Genomic DNA, 17,065 nt, shown 5'->3' on the forward strand with positions numbered 1-17,065 from the left:
CCTCAATCTACCGCAACGCTATCCGAGCCTTGCCGGGGTGAGGCACCGGCGCGGGTCGCGTCCGTGATGACGTGGGCCGAAAGCGGGAGTCGGATGGCCCAGAACCATGGGAGCGTCTGACGACAAGCGTCCGCCAGCCCGGGAAGCGCCATGATCTCCGGACAGGTCAGCCATTGGGTCAATCGCTCGGCCAGATGCCGCGACACGACGGTGTCGTCCGACAGGCAGGTTCGTAGCGCTATCGCCTGCGGCAACACGCGCCAAATGGCCTCCCCGGTCATCGTCTCATTGAGCACGGCGAGTGCGTAGCGGCAGCAGGCAACGCGCGCGCCGTCTGCGCTCGAATTGTCCACATCGATCGACGACAGCGAGAGATACCACTCCGGTTGCGTCGCCAGCCAGGCCAGACCGGCAGCGACGGAAACGAGCCGAACTCGGCGCAACGGGGAGAGACGCGACGTCACATCGGTGGCGGACGTCGAGAGAGGATGATCGCGAAACACTTCGTCAATATCGGCGCGGCCTGCGGGCTGCAATCGCACGTGGGCAGGTGACCGGGACGTGTAAACGGTGGCGTCGAGGCGCTCTGCAGGACTCAACTTGGCCAAACCCAATTCGGCGCGCTGCGACAGCGGCACCACCGTTGGCATCGCATTCACCCCACTGGCTAGCGGGCTGACGGCAGGCGGCCATCCGCCCCGGCACGCGGCGCTGGCGCGCACCTCCCCCTCGTCGCCTAGCCACCGGCCAGTCAGACGGACAAACGCATCGAGCGGTCGGTCGACCGGCCATAAACCGGCGAGGCACCCGAACTCCCTCAGCAACCCCTGAAGTTGCCGCATGGTCCCGGGCACATAGTCGCCGGGAAACAGCCGGTCGCGCACGACCCCCAATGTACCCGCCCATTGCCAGCCGGGGAGCGGGTGCCCGGCGAAGCCCACGTCCCCTTCCTTCGGCTGGCTGGCACCCGCCGATCCCCATAGGGCCGCCGTCAACGCTTTCGGCAGACGCACAGCCACCTCGCCGTCGGCCCGGATCCACACAAGGTAGGCGGGATCCCGCGCGTCGATACCGTCCGCCGACAGCGCAACGTGCACCTGCGCCGGCAGCGCGTTAAACCACGCCGCGCGCAGGGCCGCCGTGCGCGAATCGCTGACACCGCCCAGTCCCTGCCCCGCCCAATAGAGCGTCTGACAGATCGCGCCAGCGTGTGCCCAGACTGCCTCGGGAGACCCCGTCAGACACAAGCGGAGCAACGTGACCGTCAGCGCGTCGGTCGCCCACGAAGCCTCTTCGCGCGTCAGACGCACGTCTCTCATCATGTCGAGCTTGCGCGCCAGCCATTGCGCGCGCAAAGTCGAGAACCATTCATGATCCAACAGACCGCCCGCCTCCCCCGGCGCAACCAGCAGACGACCGAGCCAGTCGCTGCGCTGAACGTGTTCAGGCAAGCGATGCAGAGGCGGCGCCATCCCGTCAGGGGTATCGGCGCTGGCCGAAAATGCAGACCGATGACGCAGCGCATTCAGCAATTGCAGGAAGACGTCTGCGCGCGTGTTCGGTTGGTCCACAGGAAAGGTCATCCAGGACCGCACCACCGGCTCCAGTTCGGATGGCGTCAATTGGCGTAACCAAGCCTCATCCAGCCGGAGTCGGGCACCTTGCCATTGCGTCGCGCCCAGATCGCAGTCGCGCCCGATGCACACCCGCTTGAGACTCGCACCGCAAAAGCGCGCGCGACGCATGTCGCACGACTCGAAGAGCGCACCATTGAGCTGCGCACCTCGCGCATCCCACGCCACGAGGTTGCATTGGCGAAATTCGGCACCCCGTAAGTCCGCGCCGGACGCCCTTCCATCGCACATCGTGACCGAGGTCCATCTCGAACGTCTCGCTCGAGTGCCAATGAGCATCACGCGTTGCGCACTGCCGTTCGCGAAACATGCCCCGTCCATTCGCGCCCGATGAAAGGTCGCGTCATCGAGGCGCATCTTCTCGAAAGTCACCCGCTGACAGCGCGTTTCACTCAGATCGGTGCCGTCCATTACGGTATGCAAAAATTCCGCGCCACGAAGATCGGCCCCGACCGCGCGTGCACCGCTCAGCACCGCCGCGCGAAAACATGCCTCACGCAAATCCGCCCGTTCGAAGTTGGCACATACCTGATTGGCGTACGCGAACCCGGCGCGACGCAGCCGTGCGCCCGACCAGACCGTTCCATCGAACTGGCCACCGCAAAACTGTGCACCCGGTGCGTGAACGCCCCGCAGGTCGCTGTTCGGCAGCGAGAGATCCGGCAGCACGCCGTCTCGTAGGTTCGTTAGCGCCAACGCGATGCTCAGGACGTCGGGCGGCCACTCGCGCACCGGCCAATCGGCCAATGCCGCTGCGTCAAAGGCGACGGCGTCCACGGAGGGCAGCCAATGCCACTGCGGTGCGCGTGAACTATCGTCGCGAGACGACGAACACCACGTCACCATGTCTCGTGCGACACCTGCGGCACGCGCGCCGTGCAAAAGATGCGAATAGCGTGTGTTCCACACCCGCGTCAACGCGGCTTTGTCGAAGGGCAAGTCGCCTCGTGCTGCGTCGGCGCGCACACACAAGCGCTCGATGCTGCCGCAGCCCTCTCGCCGGTGTGCAGCCTGCGCAAGTGTGTGTGTCAGCCATGAGACCAGCGATGCGATCGCACGACGCTCAGCAGGATCGGCCCGCAGAATCGCGAAACGCAGTGCCTCGGGGGGCGCTTCGCTAGACGATGCCGGACAGGAAGACGGCAAGCCATCGCTGCCGTTGGCTCCCCCCTCGACGTGTTCCGAAGGAGACGAAGCCGTAGCGCCTGCTTGCGTGTGTTCGCCACGAGTGACAGCGGACTGTGACCACATGATGCGTCGCTCCTCGGCACACGCTGGGGCGCGTGCGCAAAAAGCCACCATGTTGCCGAAAGAACCCGGGGCTGCGCGCTAAGGAATTTCCGAATTAGTCGTACAGCCCCGAGAGGGACGGTCGTGCCTCAGGCGAGGCAGAGTTTGAGGGCGTCGCGCCAGTCGGGCGCACGAACGCCAAAGTTTCGCGCAAGCTTGTCGTTGTCGAGCACGGAAAAGGCAGGGCGTTTGGCTGGCAACGGATAAGCAGATGTCGGAATCGGCACAACGTTCGGACGCTTTTCCGGGGCCGTCAGATCGAGAATAGCTTCGGTGAAACCGTGCCATGTCGTCTGACCGGCGGCCGTCAGATGGTAGAGACCGCCACGCTCACGCCAGAAGTCGGCGTCAATGCCGCCCTCGTCTGCATCACCCAATCCCTGCACCAGCATCTGCGCGGTGAGTTCCGCAATCGTGCGGCACCAGGTCGGCGCGCCGTGCTGATCGTCGACGATACGCAGTTCGTCGCGCTCGCGCGCCAGACGCTGAACCGTCAGCAGAAAGTTCGCACCGCGCGAGCCGTACACCCAACTCGTACGCAACACCAGATGGTTAGCGCCGCTGGCGGCAATAGCCGCTTCACCGGCGAGCTTGGTACGCCCGTAAGCGTTTTGCGGATTGGTCGGTTCGTCTTCACGATACGGCGTGGATGACGTGCCGTCGAATACATAGTCGGTGGAGTAGTGAACGACGAGCGCACCTAAACGCTTCGCCTCTTCCGCCATGATGCCGGGCACCACGGCATTCACCTGATAGGCTGCCGCTTCTTCCGTCTCGGCACGGTCGACGGCCGTGTATGCGGCCGGATTGATGATCAGGTCGGGCGCGAAGTCGCGCACGGTCCGCACCACGCTGTCGGTGTCCAGCAAATCCATTTCGCTGCGTCCGGGGGCGTGCACGTCTCCCATGCCTTGCAGGCAACGTGCCAATTCCCAGCCCACCTGTCCGGTAGCGCCCGTCAACAGGATGCGTCTTGCCATGATACGGCTCCCTTGTCGCGATATGAGGAAACAAGGGAGCCTACCCGGTTTCGCTTCAGGTTTCCAGCCCGAGCTCCTGTATCTTGCGCGTGATCGTGTTGCGCCCGATCCCCAGACGGCTTGCGGCTTCGACCTTGCGCCCGCGCGTGAAGTCCAGCGCTTCGTTGATCAGCGCAGTCTCGAAGCGGCGTGTGAGTTGGTCCATCACGTCCGGCGAGGCCGAACGCAACAATCGCGCGACTTCGCGGCGCAGGATCGGCTCCCAACTCTCCACGCCCTGTGCACCAGGCATGCCCGGCATGCCCGCCGTCTCGCCTGCACTACCGCCCATGCCACTCACTGGCACCGACGGCACCGCACTCACGTTGCCATATCCCGCCGCGCCCTGTGTCGGGTCAGCGCCACCTGGCGTCACGGCGCCGCCATGCGACGCACCGTTCGCGTACGCAGGCATACCGCTTACCACCGCAGCGGGCGCGGTCGTCGTCTGGAATTCCGGCGGCAAATCCTTGATCTCTACTGTCTGCGCCGGTGCCATCACCGTCAGCCAGTTGCTGAGATTTTCCAACTGACGCACGTTGCCCGGGAACGGGAAACGCGTCAGATGCGTAAGCGCCGCCTCGCTGATGCGTTTGGTTTCGACACCCAGTTCGCGTGCGCTCTTCTGCAGAAAGTGACGCACCAGCAGCGGAATATCTTCGCTACGCTCGCGCAACGAAGGCAAGCGCAGCCGGATCACGTTCAGCCGGTGATACAAGTCCTCGCGGAACAGCCCCTGACGCACGCGATCTTCCAGATTCTGGTGGGTGGCCGCGATCACGCGAACGTTCGCCTTGATCGGGCTGTGGCCGCCAACACGGTAGTAGTTGCCGTCAGAGAGTACCCGCAACAGACGCGTCTGCAAATCCAGCGGCATATCGCCGATTTCATCGAGAAACAGCGTGCCGCTCTCCGCTTGCTCGAAGCGTCCGCGACGCGTTGCCTGCGCCCCGGTGAACGCCCCGCGCTCGTGACCGAACAGCTCGGATTCGAGCAAATCTTTCGGAATGGCCGCCGTGTTGAGCGCAATGAACGGCCCCGAAGCGCGCGGCGAATGTCGATGCAATGCGCGTGCGACCAGTTCCTTGCCCGAGCCCGATTCGCCCGTGATGAGCACCGTCGCGCTCGAATGCGACAGACGGCCGATAGCGCGGAACACGTCCTGCATCGCACTCGCCTGTCCGAGAATCTCGGGCTCTTCGGTAATGCGTTCGTCGTCCGTCGCTTCGCGCAGGCTTTCCTCGACGGCGCGCAGAATCAGTTCAACCGCGCGATCCACGTCGAACGGCTTGGCCAGATACTCGAACGCACCGCCCTGAAACGCGGCGACGGCGCTATCCAGATCCGAGAACGCCGTCATGATGATGACGGGCAGACCGGGATGCCGTTGCTTGACCATTTGCAGCAATTCGAGGCCGGAACCGCCCGCCATGCGGATGTCCGACACCAGCACTTGCGGCGAATCGTGTTCGAGCGCGGCGCTGGCTTCGCGCGGGCCGGTGAAGCTGCGCACCGGCAGATTAGCTCGCGAGAGTGCCTTTTCCAGCACCCATCGGATGGATTGGTCGTCGTCTACTATCCAGATCGGCTTCATTGTTCACCGTGTAACGTCTATGCCCGGCCGCAGGTGTTACGGCCGACGGCGTGAGGGCCGCATCAGCCCAGGGGCAGCAGGATTCGGAAATCCGTCCGTCCGGGCCGGCTTTCGCATTCGATCAGACCGTCGTGGCGCTGAACGAACGATTGCGCCAGTGTGAGTCCCAGACCGCTTCCACCCTCTCGCCCGGAGACGAGCGGATAGAAGATGCGATCGCGAATGTCGGCAGGTATGCCTGGCCCGTTGTCGATCACATGCAATTCCAATGCCAGCTTGTGCAACCGCTTGGCAATCGTGATCTTTCGCGCCACTCGCGTGCGCAATACGATGCGTGCATCGCCGCGCGCGATCTGCTCGCGCAGCGCCTCGGCACCGTTGCGCACGATATTGAGTAGCGCTTGAATGAGTTGCTCTTTGTCGCCCCGAAAATCGGGCAGGCTGACGTCGTAGTCCCGCTCGATCGACAAGCCTTGCGGGAATTCGGCGAGTACCACCGAACGCACACGCTCGCAGACTTCGTGGATGTTCACGTCCGTCGCGATATACGGATGGCGATGCGGCTCCAGCAAGCGATCCACCAGCGTCTGAAGTCTGTCGGACTCCTTAATGATCACCTGCGTGTATTCGCGCAATTCGCGCTGATCGAGCTCGAACTCCAGCAACTGTGCCGCACCGCGAATGCCGCCGAGCGGGTTCTTGATTTCGTGCGCCAGGTTGCGGATGAGCTGCTTGTTCATCAACGCCTGATCGATGATCCGCTCTTCGCGCTCGTTCTTGAGCTTCTGCTCGTTCTCGATCAGCTCGACGATCACGAAATCGGGCGCTGCCTCGGGGGCGGCCACAATCGCGTGTGTGTGCAACGGCTCCTGCGCGGTGCGTTCCAGCACCAGATCGAGGCGCGTGGTCTGGAAGTGATTCGCGATGAGCTCTGTCATCGTCGACGACAGCACTTCGCCGTTCGTGAACACATCGTTCCACGTCATCTGCGAAAGCGAGCGACGCGACAAAGCCAGTAACGCCTCGGCGGCCGGGTTTGCGAAGACCACGCGCAACGAGTGCTTTTCCAGCACCAGCAGCACAGTCGGCAACGCTTCCAGCCCGGGCAGAATGCCGGTCGCGGCAAGCTTCACTTCCCACGGGTCGACCAAGGCATGCACCGCAGACAGGGGCGCGGGAATGCCTGCGGCGTCAGCCGTCAATTCGGCAGCAACTTCGGCGGCATCAGCGGAATGCGAGGCCCGCTTCGTCTGCCCTTTCTCACCAGCGCGGACACTTTTCATCAAGGATCTAGGCGTTAGGTTCGTGGCAGGCCGCTGGCGCGATGCACATTGGCGATGCATGGCGCGCGCTGCGGATAAAAAAGGGGGACGGCCGCGGCCATCCCCCGTGCTTGTCGAGCATGACGGTCGGCCGCAGGCGTTCCGTCATGCCGGCGCATTGCTGCGCAGCGACCCGATTACAGCGAGTAGTACAGTTCGAACTCGAGCGGGTGCGTGGTCATGGCCACACGGCGAGCTTCGTCCGTCTTCAGCGCGATGTACGAATCGAGCATGCCGTCGGTGAACACACCGCCACGGGTCAGGAACTCGCGGTCTTCGTTCAGGTATTCCAGCGCCTGTTCGAGGCTCGAGCACACGGTCGGGATCTTTGCGTCCTCTTCCGGCGGCAGGTCGTACAGGTTCTTGTCGGCAGCTTCGCCCGGGTGGATCTTGTTCTGCACGCCATCCAGACCGGCCATCAGCATGGCCGAGAAGGCCAGGTACGGGTTGGCCATCGGGTCCGGGAAGCGCGCTTCGATGCGGCGGCCCTTCGGGTTGGCAACGTACGGAATACGGATCGATGCCGAACGGTTACGGGCCGAGTAGGCCAGCTTCACCGGGGCTTCGAAGTGCGGCACGAGACGCTTGTACGAGTTCGTCGACGGGTTCGTGATCGCGTTCAGGGCACGGGCGTGCTTGATGATGCCGCCGATGTAGTACAGCGCGAATTCCGACAGACCGCCGTAGCCGTTGCCTGCGAACAGGTTCTGACCGTCCTTCCAGACCGACTGGTGGATGTGCATGCCCGAACCGTTGTCGCCAACGATCGGCTTCGGCATGAACGTGGCCGTCTTGCCGTAGCTGTGTGCCACGTTGTGCACGACGTACTTCAGGATCTGCGTCCAGTCGGCGCGCTCGACCAGCGTCGAGAACTTCGTGCCGATTTCGTTCTGGCCCTGGCCAGCCACTTCGTGGTGGTGCACTTCAACCGGCACGCCGAGTTGTTCGAGCAACAGGCACATTTCCGAGCGCATGTCCTGGAACGTGTCGACCGGTGCGACCGGGAAGTAGCCGCCCTTCGTGCCCGGACGATGGCCGGTGTTGCCGCCGTCGAAGTCCTTCGACGAGGACCACGGCGCTTCTTCGGAGTTGATCTTCACGAAGGTGCCCGACATGTCCGTGTTCCACTGGACCGAGTCGAAAATGAAGAATTCCGGCTCCGGACCGAAGAAGGCGGTGTCGCCCAGGCCCGTGCTCTTCAGGTAGGCTTCAGCGCGCTTGGCGATGGAGCGCGGATCGCGGTCGTAGCCCTTGCCATCGGCCGGCTCGATCACGTCGCAGGTCAGGACCAGCGTGTTTTCTTCGTAGAACGGGTCGATGTAAGCGGTGTTGGCGTCCGGCACCAGCAGCATGTCCGAGGCTTCGATGCCCTTCCAGCCAGCGATCGACGAACCGTCGAAAGCGTGACCGCTCTCGAACTTGTCGGCGTCGAAGTGCGACACGGGCACCGAGACGTGTTGCTCTTTGCCGCGCGTGTCCGTAAAGCGGAAGTCGACGAACTTGACGTCTTCTTCCTTAACCAGGTTCATCACATCTGCCACAGATTTGCTCATGCTATCTCCCGAAAGATTCAATCTGGCGCTGCTGGCGCTCATCGCCCGCGTCGCCGCACCCTCTTAACGAACTCCGTGTTCGGATTCGTCAGTGATAAGCAGGAAGCGTGCCAGCGCATCACTTCACTGTCGTGCCTCACCCTCGCCCACTGATTTCTAAGGAAATATTCGATGCTGGTGCGTCCAGTGCCGAATTCCCGCTAGCGGGCTTTAATTCTCCGTTTTGGTGCGCCATGCGTCAAAACATCACTAAATTGGTGCATTTCACGATTATGCACCTTTTGAGTGCCAACGTGCCGCGTCACTGACCCGAAGTTGTGCGTCATACTGCACCGTCGTCGGGCGCGCTGCATTTGGTCCGCAAAATATCCAGACGACTCCCAATGCCGCTGGATGTCACTTAAAGCGCATCTTTGCGTCTGCCGCACGCTAGAATGAAGGACAACCATCGACCAACGAGATCACAGCAATATGACAAGCGCAAAAGCCATTCTCGATCAAGCAACGCAGCGTCGCGCCACGGGTCAGCTCGCCTACGCAGGCGCAGTCACGCCGGAAGAAGCGCTGGCATTGCTCAACGCCGATGCCAACGTTCGTCTGATCGACGTGCGTACGCGCGCTGAACTCGATTGGGTCGGCCGCCCGCAGGTGCCGGATGGGCAGTACGCCAACGTCGAATGGGTGCGCTATCCCGGTGGTGTGCCCAATGAACACTTCCTCGAACAATTGACGTCGCAGACAACGGACAAGACAACGCCGCTGCTGTTCCTGTGCCGCAGCGCCGCCCGCTCGAAGGCAGCCGCAAAGGTCGCTTACGAAGCCGGCTTCACGCAAGCGTTCGACATCCTCGAAGGCTTCGAAGGCGACAAGGACGGCAACGGTCACCGCAAGAATGTGAGCGGCTGGTGCTTCCGCGGCCTGCCCTGGCTCGGCGCATAACATCCGAGACACCGGATTGACTGGCACGGCCGCAAGGCCACGATCGCGACCGGTAACCGGACGGCATCGACTGCGCACCAACGACGTATCGACGAACACCGAAACACATCAACGCGGGGAGACGCCGAGATGGACTGGACTCACTTGCTGACTTTCGCGCTCGCCCTGTTCGTGGGCGCGGGCACACCCGGCCCCGGGATTGCGGCCATCGTCGCGCGCGTCCTCGGTCGTGGCACGCAAGGCGCGATTGCCTTCACTGCTGGCGTCGCGATTGGCGATGTCGTGTGGCTCACACTCGCCGTACTCGGTGTAGCTGCACTGGCACATACGTTCTCCGGCGTGTTCCTCGCGATCAAGTACGCGGGCGCTGCTTACCTTCTCTATCTCGCCTGGAAGATGTGGCACGCTCCGGCCATTGCGCCCACGGAGCCATTGGCCGCCGCACCGCGCGAGAAGTCCTGGCGTCTGTTTCTGGGCGGTCTGTCGGTCACGATGGGCAACCCTAAGGTCGTCGTGTTCTATTTCGCATTGCTGCCCAACTTGCTCGATCTGCAACGCGTGACAGCGCTCGGTTATATCGAAGTCGTCGGCGTCACACTGACGGTGCTTGCCATTGTGTTCGGCAGTTATATCGCGCTGGCGTCCCGCGCGCGGCGACTGCTCAGCTCGGCACGCGCCGTGAAGCGCCTGAATCGCGCGACAGGCACCGTGATGGCCGGTGCGGCCGTAGCCATCGCCACGCGCTGAGCGCATCCTAAATACTTCCGCATCGCCGCCGCAGCTCTACATCAGGAACGCCACCTTCGGGTGGCGTTTTTCATTGATGCCGCGCCACGGAGCGCGTCTCATCGAGTGAGAACGCGTATCGCATTGTTGCGGTTCGCGTAATGATTCATTCGCTTAATTGCCGTTTTTCCGTGATAGCCGGAGGCATAGACTGGCTTCACCGGTCGCGCACAACGCATACCGCGTCGTACTAACAGTCTCTCGGTACCGATGCATTGCGAGCCCCCGCTACACAGAAGAACAGGAATTAACGTCATGAATCGCATCCTCAACCGCAAAGTCATTGCATCCGCACTGATCTCGGCCACCATGGCCACCGCAGCAGGTTCCGCTTTCGCGCAATCGCATCTGTCGAGCGACGCTTACCCCGACGGCTCACCGTTCGGCTGGGTGCCGCAAACGTCACAGCTCACCCGCGCACAGGTGCGCGAGGAACTGGTCGACGCGCGCGCCAAGGGCTTGATTCCGCAGAACGACTACGACTACCCGGCGTTCAACACGATGAATAACGCCAACGTGCCGGGCAAGACGCGCGCGCAGGTCTACGACGAACTCGTGCGTGCACGCCAGAACGGCGAGATGAAGTACTCGAATCCGTAAGCAACCGAACCGGCCCTCGTCATGCTGCCTCCCTCGGGCAGCGTGACTGACGCACGCAGACCGAACGGCATCTTCAGCCTGCGTTGCGTCAACTTATTGCATCACCCCATTGCGTCTTAGTCCCGCCGACAGGCGCGCGCCCCCGCCCAACGACGTTTTGCCGGGCTATTCGTGGTGCGTCGGTCCAGTGCTTCCCCTCTGGCCCGGCAGTCACACACGGCTTCGCACGGGCGCATCTCCTGTCGCCATGCGTTCCCCGTCATCGCATGGGACTTTCGCCCGCGCTCCCGCCCTGGAGCGCGGGCTTTTTTCATGGCGACGTTGGTGGACGGCGGTGGACTGCGCAGGCTGCGTGCTACCATGCAGCCGTTTCAATTTGCATAGACAGGATCATCCGGTGAGTGACATCCAACTAGATATCGAGTGGACCGAGCGCGCAGCGAAGAAGGCCGAACGACTCGTTCCCAAGGACACCCCGCTCGGGTTGCCGCCGCTCGAATGCCTGCCGCAGGAAGGTGACGTGATGTTCCTCGGCAAGGGCGACAAGAAGCAACCGTTCGTTGTGGTGGAACGTCAGTACCACCACGAAGGTGAAGACGCCTGGACGATCATCCTGATCCTGGATCTTCCGGAATAACGAAGACGTCCCCTGAGGGGCATGCATACGTTCGACGCACCGGCTGAGCAACGCTTGCCGCTGATTCGAACGGATCGCAGACCTGTACGGAAAGCTCGGCGCGGCCACTGGGGAAACCCCGGTTGTCGCGCCGCTTTGCTTGAGGGAAGCCGTTTTCTATACTTGAGACGCGACTTAACTCGAGCATCGCCTGGTGGCGACAGGGAGATCCAAAATGATCGCGCCCCACCTTTCCAATGCCCAACTGGTCTGCATGTTTGCGATCGCAGTATTCGGCGCGATCGTTGTCGGCGCAATGCCGTGCAAAGGGACTGTTCGAATGTGCTGGCGATCGCTGCTCGTGGTCGTGGGCGCAGTGCTCGCGGTGCTGGCGTTCGAGATGGTTCCGCTTCTCGCCTGAGACCTTTTTTGCGGATTTTCACCATTAAGGGTTGACCCCATGCGGAAGAGCCGATATTATCTCGGTCTCGTTGGGGCGTTAGCTCAGTTGGTAGAGCAGCGGACTCTTAATCCGTAGGTCGAGTGTTCGAGTCACTCACGCCCCACCAAACGAATTTTTAAAAAAGGCTGCGATGCCGTGCAGCCTTTTTTATTCCCGGTAGCATCGGGGCGTTAGCTCAGTTGGTAGAGCAGCGGACTCTTAATCCGTAGGTCGAGTGTTCGAGTCACTCACGCCCCACCAAAGCATTACAGGAAGGCTGCGACGCTTGCAGCCTTTTTTGTTCCCGGTAGCACCGGGGCGTTAGCTCAGTTGGTAGAGCAGCGGACTCTTAATCCGTAGGTCGAGTGTTCGAGTCACTCACGCCCCACCAAGTATTGATGTAACGAAAAAGGGTCTGCGCATGCAGACCCTTTTTCGTTTCCTCGCGAAACTTCATCATGCATGGTGGCGCCCTTAAGAAGCGCGCACCATGTCATCCAATTCCTACAGCCAATTCAGTCGCTGCCGATAGTGCACAAAACACCCGCGCACTAAGCTGAGATCATGCTGCCGCGCGATGCGCGCCCGGCACTCGCTACAGGAGACGCATCATGAAATTGGCCAAGTCGATTCTCGTTGTCATCACCGCGCTTGCGATGGGTTCATCCATCATCGGGTGCACGCTGGGTGGCGCAGCGGCAGGCGGCGTCATCGGTCACGAAGCCACCGGCGGCAGCACCGCCGGGACCATCGGCGGTGCCGTCGTCGGTGGCGTAATCGGCCACGAACTCGGCAAGTAACTCGAAGAATTCGAAGCAACCCGCCGAATCAATTCACCGCCCCTTCCACCCCGGTCCGAGCACCGGATCGGCTACGCCGTCACCGCCCCACGATGTATAGCGGGCCGTTGGCGGCGTAGCCGTACATGATCAGTACGTCGCCCACCAGTGCATCTCCCGCCGCCCTCGCCTGCACCACGCTGCCATAGCGCTTTGCATGCGCCGTGCAGGGCGCATAGTGACGCACGCCGCCTTTGAGCAGGCCCCGCGAATCGCGCGCTTCACAAGTGTCGCGAGCGTTGTCGTCGCGACCGATGAAGGCCGCCTGTCTCACGCTCCAAACGAAATATCCCTCGCACTTCGCCAATTCGGGCGGACGCCGTACCGTCGGATCTTCTTTGGCCGACGGCTCTCCCTCCTTGTGCAAACGCCATTGACGCCGGGCCGCGTTATCCGACCAACGTCCTATCCCGATGTCCTTTCCTTTCGCTCTCGCCATTGTGTCCTCCTGGTTTCGGTTACGGCACCGCGCTCGCGGGCACTCCGATAATGGTGAAACATAATGGGGTGAATGGGGTTGGGGAGTGTCCGATATGCGATGCCGCACCCTACGATCACGCTTCACGCGCCTCGAAACTCGTCGGCCGTCATGCGAAGGACACCAAATCGCGCCCCGCATGTCGCGCTCGTCCGCAACATGCGTTATTTCCCGACATACATAGCGCGGCGCACACGCAACACTCGTGCGACGAATTTGGAAGGCTCCCGCCGCAGATGATCCTCATTGTCTACACTGAAAGTCGAACTATCGAAGGCGGACAGCCTCGCACGCAAACCTTTCGAACGTTTGTCGGCATCAAGACAACGCACAAGCACAAGCGAGCCACTACTCGCAAAACACGCACAAGCCCAACATGGCGACCGTCACTTTTGCGCCCGCAATACAGCGTCACGTGCCCGTCGACGAGCAACGCGTCGACGGCGCGAACGTGCAAGAAGTGCTGGCGCAATGCGTGGCGCAAACCCCCGCCCTGCGTGGCTATCTGTTCAACGATCAGGGACGGTTGCGCGCGCACGTCGCAGTCTTTGTGGACGGACGACTGATTCGCGATCGCCGCACCCTGGGCGATGCACTGACCGGCGCGAGCAGCGTCTACGTCGCGCAGGCGCTGTCGGGCGGATGAGGAGGAGAGACAACATGGAACACGTCATTGGCGCGACCCTCCTGGTCGCCACGCGCAAGGGTCTGTTCACATGGCAGCGCGACGGCGTCGAATGGCGAATGACGTCGAGCACCCCGGACTTTCCCGGCGAACCGGTCAGCATGGTGTTGCACGACGCCCGCGACGGCACCGACTACGCGGCGCTCAACCTCGGTCACTTCGGCGTGAAGCTGTGGTGCCGCGCGCGTGACGCAAGCACATGGGCGGAACTTGCACCGCCCGCGTTCGCGCAAGCGTCAGATACCGAAGCCCCGCAGTCCGAGTCCGCAGCATCAACGGCGCAAGCGCCCTCGGTGGCGCTTCTCTGGTCCCTCGAGGCTGCAGGCCCCGACGCGCCCGGCGTGCTGTGGGCGGGTACCATTCCCGGCGGGCTGTTTCGCTCCGGCGATCACGGGCAAAGCTGGCAACTGATCGAAAGTTTGTGGAATCGGCCGGAACGTGCCGAATGGATGGGCGGCGGCTACGATCATGCGGGTATTCATTCGATCTGCATCGATCCACACGACAGCCGACAGGTGATGGTCGCCGTGTCGACGGGCGGTGTCTGGCGCACGCGCGACGATGGCAAGACATGGGCGCTCGCTGCGTCGGGCATGGAAGCCGACTACATGCCCCCCGAGCGACGACTCGATCCGAACGCGCAGGACGTTCACCGTCTCGTGCAGTGTCGCGACGCCCCCAACGCGCTGTGGGCCCAGCATCACAACGGCATCTTCCGCACCCTCGACTACGGCGCGACGTGGCGGCGTATTCAGGCCGCACCGTCGAGTTTCGGCTTCGCGGTGGCGGTCGATCCTCATGACCCCGACGTCGCATGGTTTGCCCCTGCGCAGCGCGACGCGTGCCGCATTCCCGTCGACGCGCGTCTCGTCGTCACACGCACGCGCGATGGCGGCGAGTCGTTCACCGCGCTCTCGCATGGTTTGCCCGAGACCCCCTCCTACGATCTCATCTACCGGCACGGACTCGACATCGACGCCACCGGCCGCACGCTCGCGATGGGGTCGACCACCGGCGCGCTATGGATCAGTGACAACGCAGGCGAGCAATGGCAATCGCTGTCGGCGCACTTGCCGCCGATCTATGCCGTGCGTTTTGTCTGAGCGCTCTAACTCGCACGCAGGTGCGCCGAAGCACACGAATTCGCCGGCCACATCGCACCAAACCGCCTGAATCGTTGCATTCGACAACGCCGCGTGCGTCGCGCGCCGCGCGTCCCGATTTTTTGCTCAACTCGTCGTTTACCCCTTCGCGCTAAAAGTAGCCTTCAGTTCGCATATTTCCGGTCGTATACGAAATCAGACGGACTGGCTTCATCGAATCCCCCCGTCACGCGTCGCCGGACATGTCACACGTGTCGCTCCCGGCGCGTGAGCTGCGTCGCGTCGCGCCTGATCCGGGTACCGATGCTTATACGCAGCAGACCGGCGACCACTCCTCGAAAACGCCGACAGTTACACGTCACCCGTGTTGTCCTGGCATCAAATCACTACAAGGAGTTTCTCCCTATGCGAATCGCCGACCTCAAGATCCGAACCCGGCTGGCCATTGGCTTCGGCACCCTGCTGTTGCTGCTACTGACCATGCTGGTCATTGCACTGGTGCGCTTCATCGCCATCGAACGCTCCAACGAAGAGTTGCTCACCCGCGCGTGGGCGAAAGCCGACGCAGCGCACAGTATCGACGCCATGGTGCGGGGCAACGCCCGGCGCTTGCTCGAAGTCGCCACTGCGCAGGATCCCGCGCAACGTAAAGCCTTCAACGAACGCATCGACGCCAATCTCGGCCGCATTGCTGCGGCGCAGGAAGTGCTCGACAAATATGTGACGTCGGGACGCGGCAAGGAATTGATCGCGAGTCTACGTAAGCACAACGATGCATTCCAGGCGTCGCGCAACAAGGTCATCGCCGACCTCAATACCGACCAGCGTGCAGACGCCATCGGTCTCGTGGAACGCGAAGCGCTGCCCGCGCTCGACGCCATGCAGGCCGAAGCCGCCGATCTCGTCTCGTTACAACAGAAGATCGTGGACGAAACAGGTGCCGCCACGGCCGCCGACATCGCCTTCGCCAAATGGTTGCTGGTTGCGCTCGGCGCAGTGGCCGCAGTCGTCGGCATCGGCGCGGCGTACTCGGTTACGCGCAGCATCACGCGCCCGATCGCGCGTGCCGTCGAAGTGGCCGAGCGTGTCGCGCAAGGCGATCTGACGAGCCGCATCGAAGTCACCAGCCGCGACGAAACCGGGCAACTGATGGCAGCCCTCAAACACATGAACGAAAGCCTCGATCAGATCGTGCGACGCGTGCGCAGCGGCACCGCCGCCATCGCCTCGGCCTCGGGCGAACTGCTGGCGGGCAACACCGACCTTTCGTCGCGCACGGAGGAGCAGGCAGCATCGCTCGAAGAAACGGCGTCGTCCATGGAGCAGTTGACGGCGACCGTCAAACAGAACGCGGACAATGCACGGCAGGCGAGCCAGCTCGCGGCGAACGCCTCGGAGATCGCCGGTGAAGGCGGCCGCGTGGTCGAACGCGCAGTAAGCTCGATGCAGGACATCGCGGCCAGCTCGACCAAGATCAACGACATCATCGGCGTGATCGACGGCATCGCTTTCCAGACCAACATCCTTGCGCTGAATGCGGCCGTCGAAGCCGCGCGCGCCGGTGAACAGGGACGCGGTTTCGCCGTCGTCGCCGGTGAAGTGCGCACGCTCGCCCAACGCAGCGCTGCGGCGGCCAAGGAGATCAAGTCGCTCATCGAAACGTCCGTGGGCAAGGTCGAGGACGGCTCGGCGCAAGTGCGCGATGCAGGCCGCACGATGACGGAAATCGTGCAGGCGGTGCAGCGCGTGACGGACATCATGGGCGAAATCTCGGCTGCATCGAGCGAACAGTCGGGCGGTATCGAGCAGGTCAACACAGCCGTGATGCAGATGGATCAGGTCACGCAACAAAACGCCGCATTGGTCGAGGAAGCGACGGCGGCCGCCGGCTCTCTCGAAGATCAGGCGCGCAATCTGCGTGAAGCCGTGGCAGTCTTCCGTCTGCCCGGTGGCGACACGGCAAATGCCGGTTACGAAGACGATACCGGCATCGCGTCCCATGGCCCGCGCGGCGCCGTGCTGGCATTTTCGCGTGAACGCCAGGTCGCGTGATGTCGCGCGCTCTGCGGCGCGTCTCACCACATTAGTGCTCGCTTAGACGTCAACCTGACCGTCAATGTCAAAGCCCCGGCCTCCCCGCCGGGGCTTTGCCTTTTTTGCGCTCG

15 protein-coding genes and 3 tRNA genes are annotated in these 17,065 nt (G+C 62.7%); 12 read left to right on the plus strand and 6 right to left on the minus strand.

Annotated features, from left to right (window positions below; translation table 11 throughout):
• Window positions 1–2: 2 nt before the first annotated feature.
• From NA29_RS13975 to glnA, 5 genes are all read right to left on the minus strand, one after another.
• Window positions 3–2,885 (minus strand): pentapeptide repeat-containing protein, encoded by a 2,883-nt coding sequence (locus NA29_RS13975; protein WP_167370898.1) that lies wholly within the window; start codon window positions 2,883–2,885, stop codon window positions 3–5.
• A 128-nt stretch (window positions 2,886–3,013) separates the two neighbouring features.
• On the minus strand, window positions 3,014–3,904 hold the full coding sequence (gene rfbD, locus NA29_RS13980) for a dTDP-4-dehydrorhamnose reductase (RefSeq protein ID WP_039398956.1): 891 nt from the start codon (window positions 3,902–3,904) through the stop codon (window positions 3,014–3,016).
• A 55-nt stretch (window positions 3,905–3,959) separates the two neighbouring features.
• The gene (gene ntrC, locus NA29_RS13985; RefSeq protein WP_039398958.1) at window positions 3,960–5,537 is read right to left on the minus strand and encodes a nitrogen regulation protein NR(I); all 1,578 of its coding nucleotides are present in this window, start codon (window positions 5,535–5,537) and stop codon (window positions 3,960–3,962) included.
• 62 nt (window positions 5,538–5,599) lie between these two features.
• Window positions 5,600–6,820 carry a nitrogen regulation protein NR(II) gene (gene glnL / locus NA29_RS13990; protein ID WP_224786939.1) on the minus strand — a complete coding sequence of 407 codons (1,221 nt, stop codon included), beginning with the start codon at window positions 6,818–6,820 and terminating at the stop codon, window positions 5,600–5,602.
• Between the two features lie 176 nt (window positions 6,821–6,996).
• Window positions 6,997–8,412, minus strand: coding sequence for a type I glutamate--ammonia ligase (gene glnA, locus NA29_RS13995; protein WP_039398960.1), 1,416 nt, complete (start codon window positions 8,410–8,412; stop codon window positions 6,997–6,999).
• 471 nt (window positions 8,413–8,883) lie between these two features.
• Between glnA and NA29_RS14000 the strand changes: the two genes are divergently transcribed.
• The 9 genes from NA29_RS14000 to NA29_RS14040 all read left to right on the plus strand — a co-directional run bounded on the left by NA29_RS14000 (window position 8,884) and on the right by NA29_RS14040 (window position 12,595).
• Entirely contained in the window at window positions 8,884–9,351 is a 468-nt protein-coding gene (locus NA29_RS14000; RefSeq protein WP_039398962.1) for a rhodanese-like domain-containing protein, read from the plus strand.
• A 129-nt stretch (window positions 9,352–9,480) separates the two neighbouring features.
• Window positions 9,481–10,098: a LysE family translocator gene (locus NA29_RS14005; protein ID WP_039398964.1), complete on the plus strand. Its 618-nt coding sequence runs from the start codon at window positions 9,481–9,483 to the stop codon at window positions 10,096–10,098.
• A 294-nt stretch (window positions 10,099–10,392) separates the two neighbouring features.
• Entirely contained in the window at window positions 10,393–10,737 is a 345-nt protein-coding gene (locus NA29_RS14010; RefSeq protein ID WP_039398967.1) for a DUF4148 domain-containing protein, read from the plus strand.
• A gap of 397 nt (window positions 10,738–11,134) precedes the next feature.
• Window positions 11,135–11,374, plus strand: coding sequence for a hypothetical protein (locus NA29_RS14015; protein WP_039398969.1), 240 nt, complete (start codon window positions 11,135–11,137; stop codon window positions 11,372–11,374).
• Between the two features lie 214 nt (window positions 11,375–11,588).
• Window positions 11,589–11,774, plus strand: a complete 186-nt coding sequence (locus tag NA29_RS14020) for a hypothetical protein (protein ID WP_039398971.1) — start codon at window positions 11,589–11,591, stop codon at window positions 11,772–11,774.
• Between the two features lie 72 nt (window positions 11,775–11,846).
• Window positions 11,847–11,922: transfer RNA gene (locus NA29_RS14025), tRNA-Lys, on the plus strand.
• 58 nt (window positions 11,923–11,980) lie between these two features.
• Window positions 11,981–12,056 (plus strand) — tRNA-Lys (locus NA29_RS14030).
• A gap of 54 nt (window positions 12,057–12,110) precedes the next feature.
• Window positions 12,111–12,186 (plus strand) — tRNA-Lys (locus NA29_RS14035).
• 220 nt (window positions 12,187–12,406) lie between these two features.
• Window positions 12,407–12,595: a glycine zipper 2TM domain-containing protein gene (locus NA29_RS14040; RefSeq protein WP_039398973.1), complete on the plus strand. Its 189-nt coding sequence runs from the start codon at window positions 12,407–12,409 to the stop codon at window positions 12,593–12,595.
• Between the two features lie 79 nt (window positions 12,596–12,674).
• On the opposite strand, the gene NA29_RS14045 is transcribed toward NA29_RS14040, so the two are convergent.
• On the minus strand, window positions 12,675–13,073 hold the full coding sequence (locus NA29_RS14045) for a hypothetical protein (RefSeq protein WP_150660664.1): 399 nt from the start codon (window positions 13,071–13,073) through the stop codon (window positions 12,675–12,677).
• 415 nt (window positions 13,074–13,488) lie between these two features.
• Between NA29_RS14045 and NA29_RS14050 the strand changes: the two genes are divergently transcribed.
• The 3 genes from NA29_RS14050 to NA29_RS14060 all read left to right on the plus strand — a co-directional run bounded on the left by NA29_RS14050 (window position 13,489) and on the right by NA29_RS14060 (window position 16,952).
• On the plus strand, window positions 13,489–13,758 hold the full coding sequence (locus tag NA29_RS14050; protein ID WP_039398978.1) for a ubiquitin family protein: 270 nt from the start codon (window positions 13,489–13,491) through the stop codon (window positions 13,756–13,758).
• A gap of 14 nt (window positions 13,759–13,772) precedes the next feature.
• On the plus strand, window positions 13,773–14,900 hold the full coding sequence (locus tag NA29_RS14055) for a VPS10 domain-containing protein (RefSeq protein ID WP_039398981.1): 1,128 nt from the start codon (window positions 13,773–13,775) through the stop codon (window positions 14,898–14,900).
• A 405-nt stretch (window positions 14,901–15,305) separates the two neighbouring features.
• Window positions 15,306–16,952: a methyl-accepting chemotaxis protein gene (locus NA29_RS14060; RefSeq protein ID WP_039398983.1), complete on the plus strand. Its 1,647-nt coding sequence runs from the start codon at window positions 15,306–15,308 to the stop codon at window positions 16,950–16,952.
• Window positions 16,953–17,065: the final 113 nt, after the last annotated feature.

The sequence above is a fragment of the Pandoraea sputorum genome, from assembly GCF_000814845.2.
Lineage (GTDB): Bacteria > Pseudomonadota > Gammaproteobacteria > Burkholderiales > Burkholderiaceae > Pandoraea > Pandoraea sputorum.

What these genes read in the sequence shown, in the direction of transcription:
- NA29_RS13975 (WP_167370898.1), bottom strand. Translation starts at nt 2,885, where the DNA reads ATGTGGTCACAGTCCGCTGTCACTCGTGGCGAACACACGCAAGCAGGC.
- rfbD (WP_039398956.1), bottom strand. Translation starts at nt 3,904, where the DNA reads ATGGCAAGACGCATCCTGTTGACGGGCGCTACCGGACAGGTGGGCTGG.
- ntrC (WP_039398958.1), bottom strand. Translation starts at nt 5,537, where the DNA reads ATGAAGCCGATCTGGATAGTAGACGACGACCAATCCATCCGATGGGTG.
- glnL (WP_224786939.1), bottom strand. Translation starts at nt 6,820, where the DNA reads ATGAAAAGTGTCCGCGCTGGTGAGAAAGGGCAGACGAAGCGGGCCTCG.
- glnA (WP_039398960.1), bottom strand. Translation starts at nt 8,412, where the DNA reads ATGAGCAAATCTGTGGCAGATGTGATGAACCTGGTTAAGGAAGAAGAC.
- NA29_RS14000 (WP_039398962.1), top strand. Translation starts at nt 8,884, where the DNA reads ATGACAAGCGCAAAAGCCATTCTCGATCAAGCAACGCAGCGTCGCGCC.
- NA29_RS14005 (WP_039398964.1), top strand. Translation starts at nt 9,481, where the DNA reads ATGGACTGGACTCACTTGCTGACTTTCGCGCTCGCCCTGTTCGTGGGC.
- NA29_RS14010 (WP_039398967.1), top strand. Translation starts at nt 10,393, where the DNA reads ATGAATCGCATCCTCAACCGCAAAGTCATTGCATCCGCACTGATCTCG.
- NA29_RS14020 (WP_039398971.1), top strand. Translation starts at nt 11,589, where the DNA reads ATGATCGCGCCCCACCTTTCCAATGCCCAACTGGTCTGCATGTTTGCG.
- NA29_RS14040 (WP_039398973.1), top strand. Translation starts at nt 12,407, where the DNA reads ATGAAATTGGCCAAGTCGATTCTCGTTGTCATCACCGCGCTTGCGATG.
- NA29_RS14045 (WP_150660664.1), bottom strand. Translation starts at nt 13,073, where the DNA reads ATGGCGAGAGCGAAAGGAAAGGACATCGGGATAGGACGTTGGTCGGAT.
- NA29_RS14050 (WP_039398978.1), top strand. Translation starts at nt 13,489, where the DNA reads ATGGCGACCGTCACTTTTGCGCCCGCAATACAGCGTCACGTGCCCGTC.
- NA29_RS14055 (WP_039398981.1), top strand. Translation starts at nt 13,773, where the DNA reads ATGGAACACGTCATTGGCGCGACCCTCCTGGTCGCCACGCGCAAGGGT.
- NA29_RS14060 (WP_039398983.1), top strand. Translation starts at nt 15,306, where the DNA reads ATGCGAATCGCCGACCTCAAGATCCGAACCCGGCTGGCCATTGGCTTC.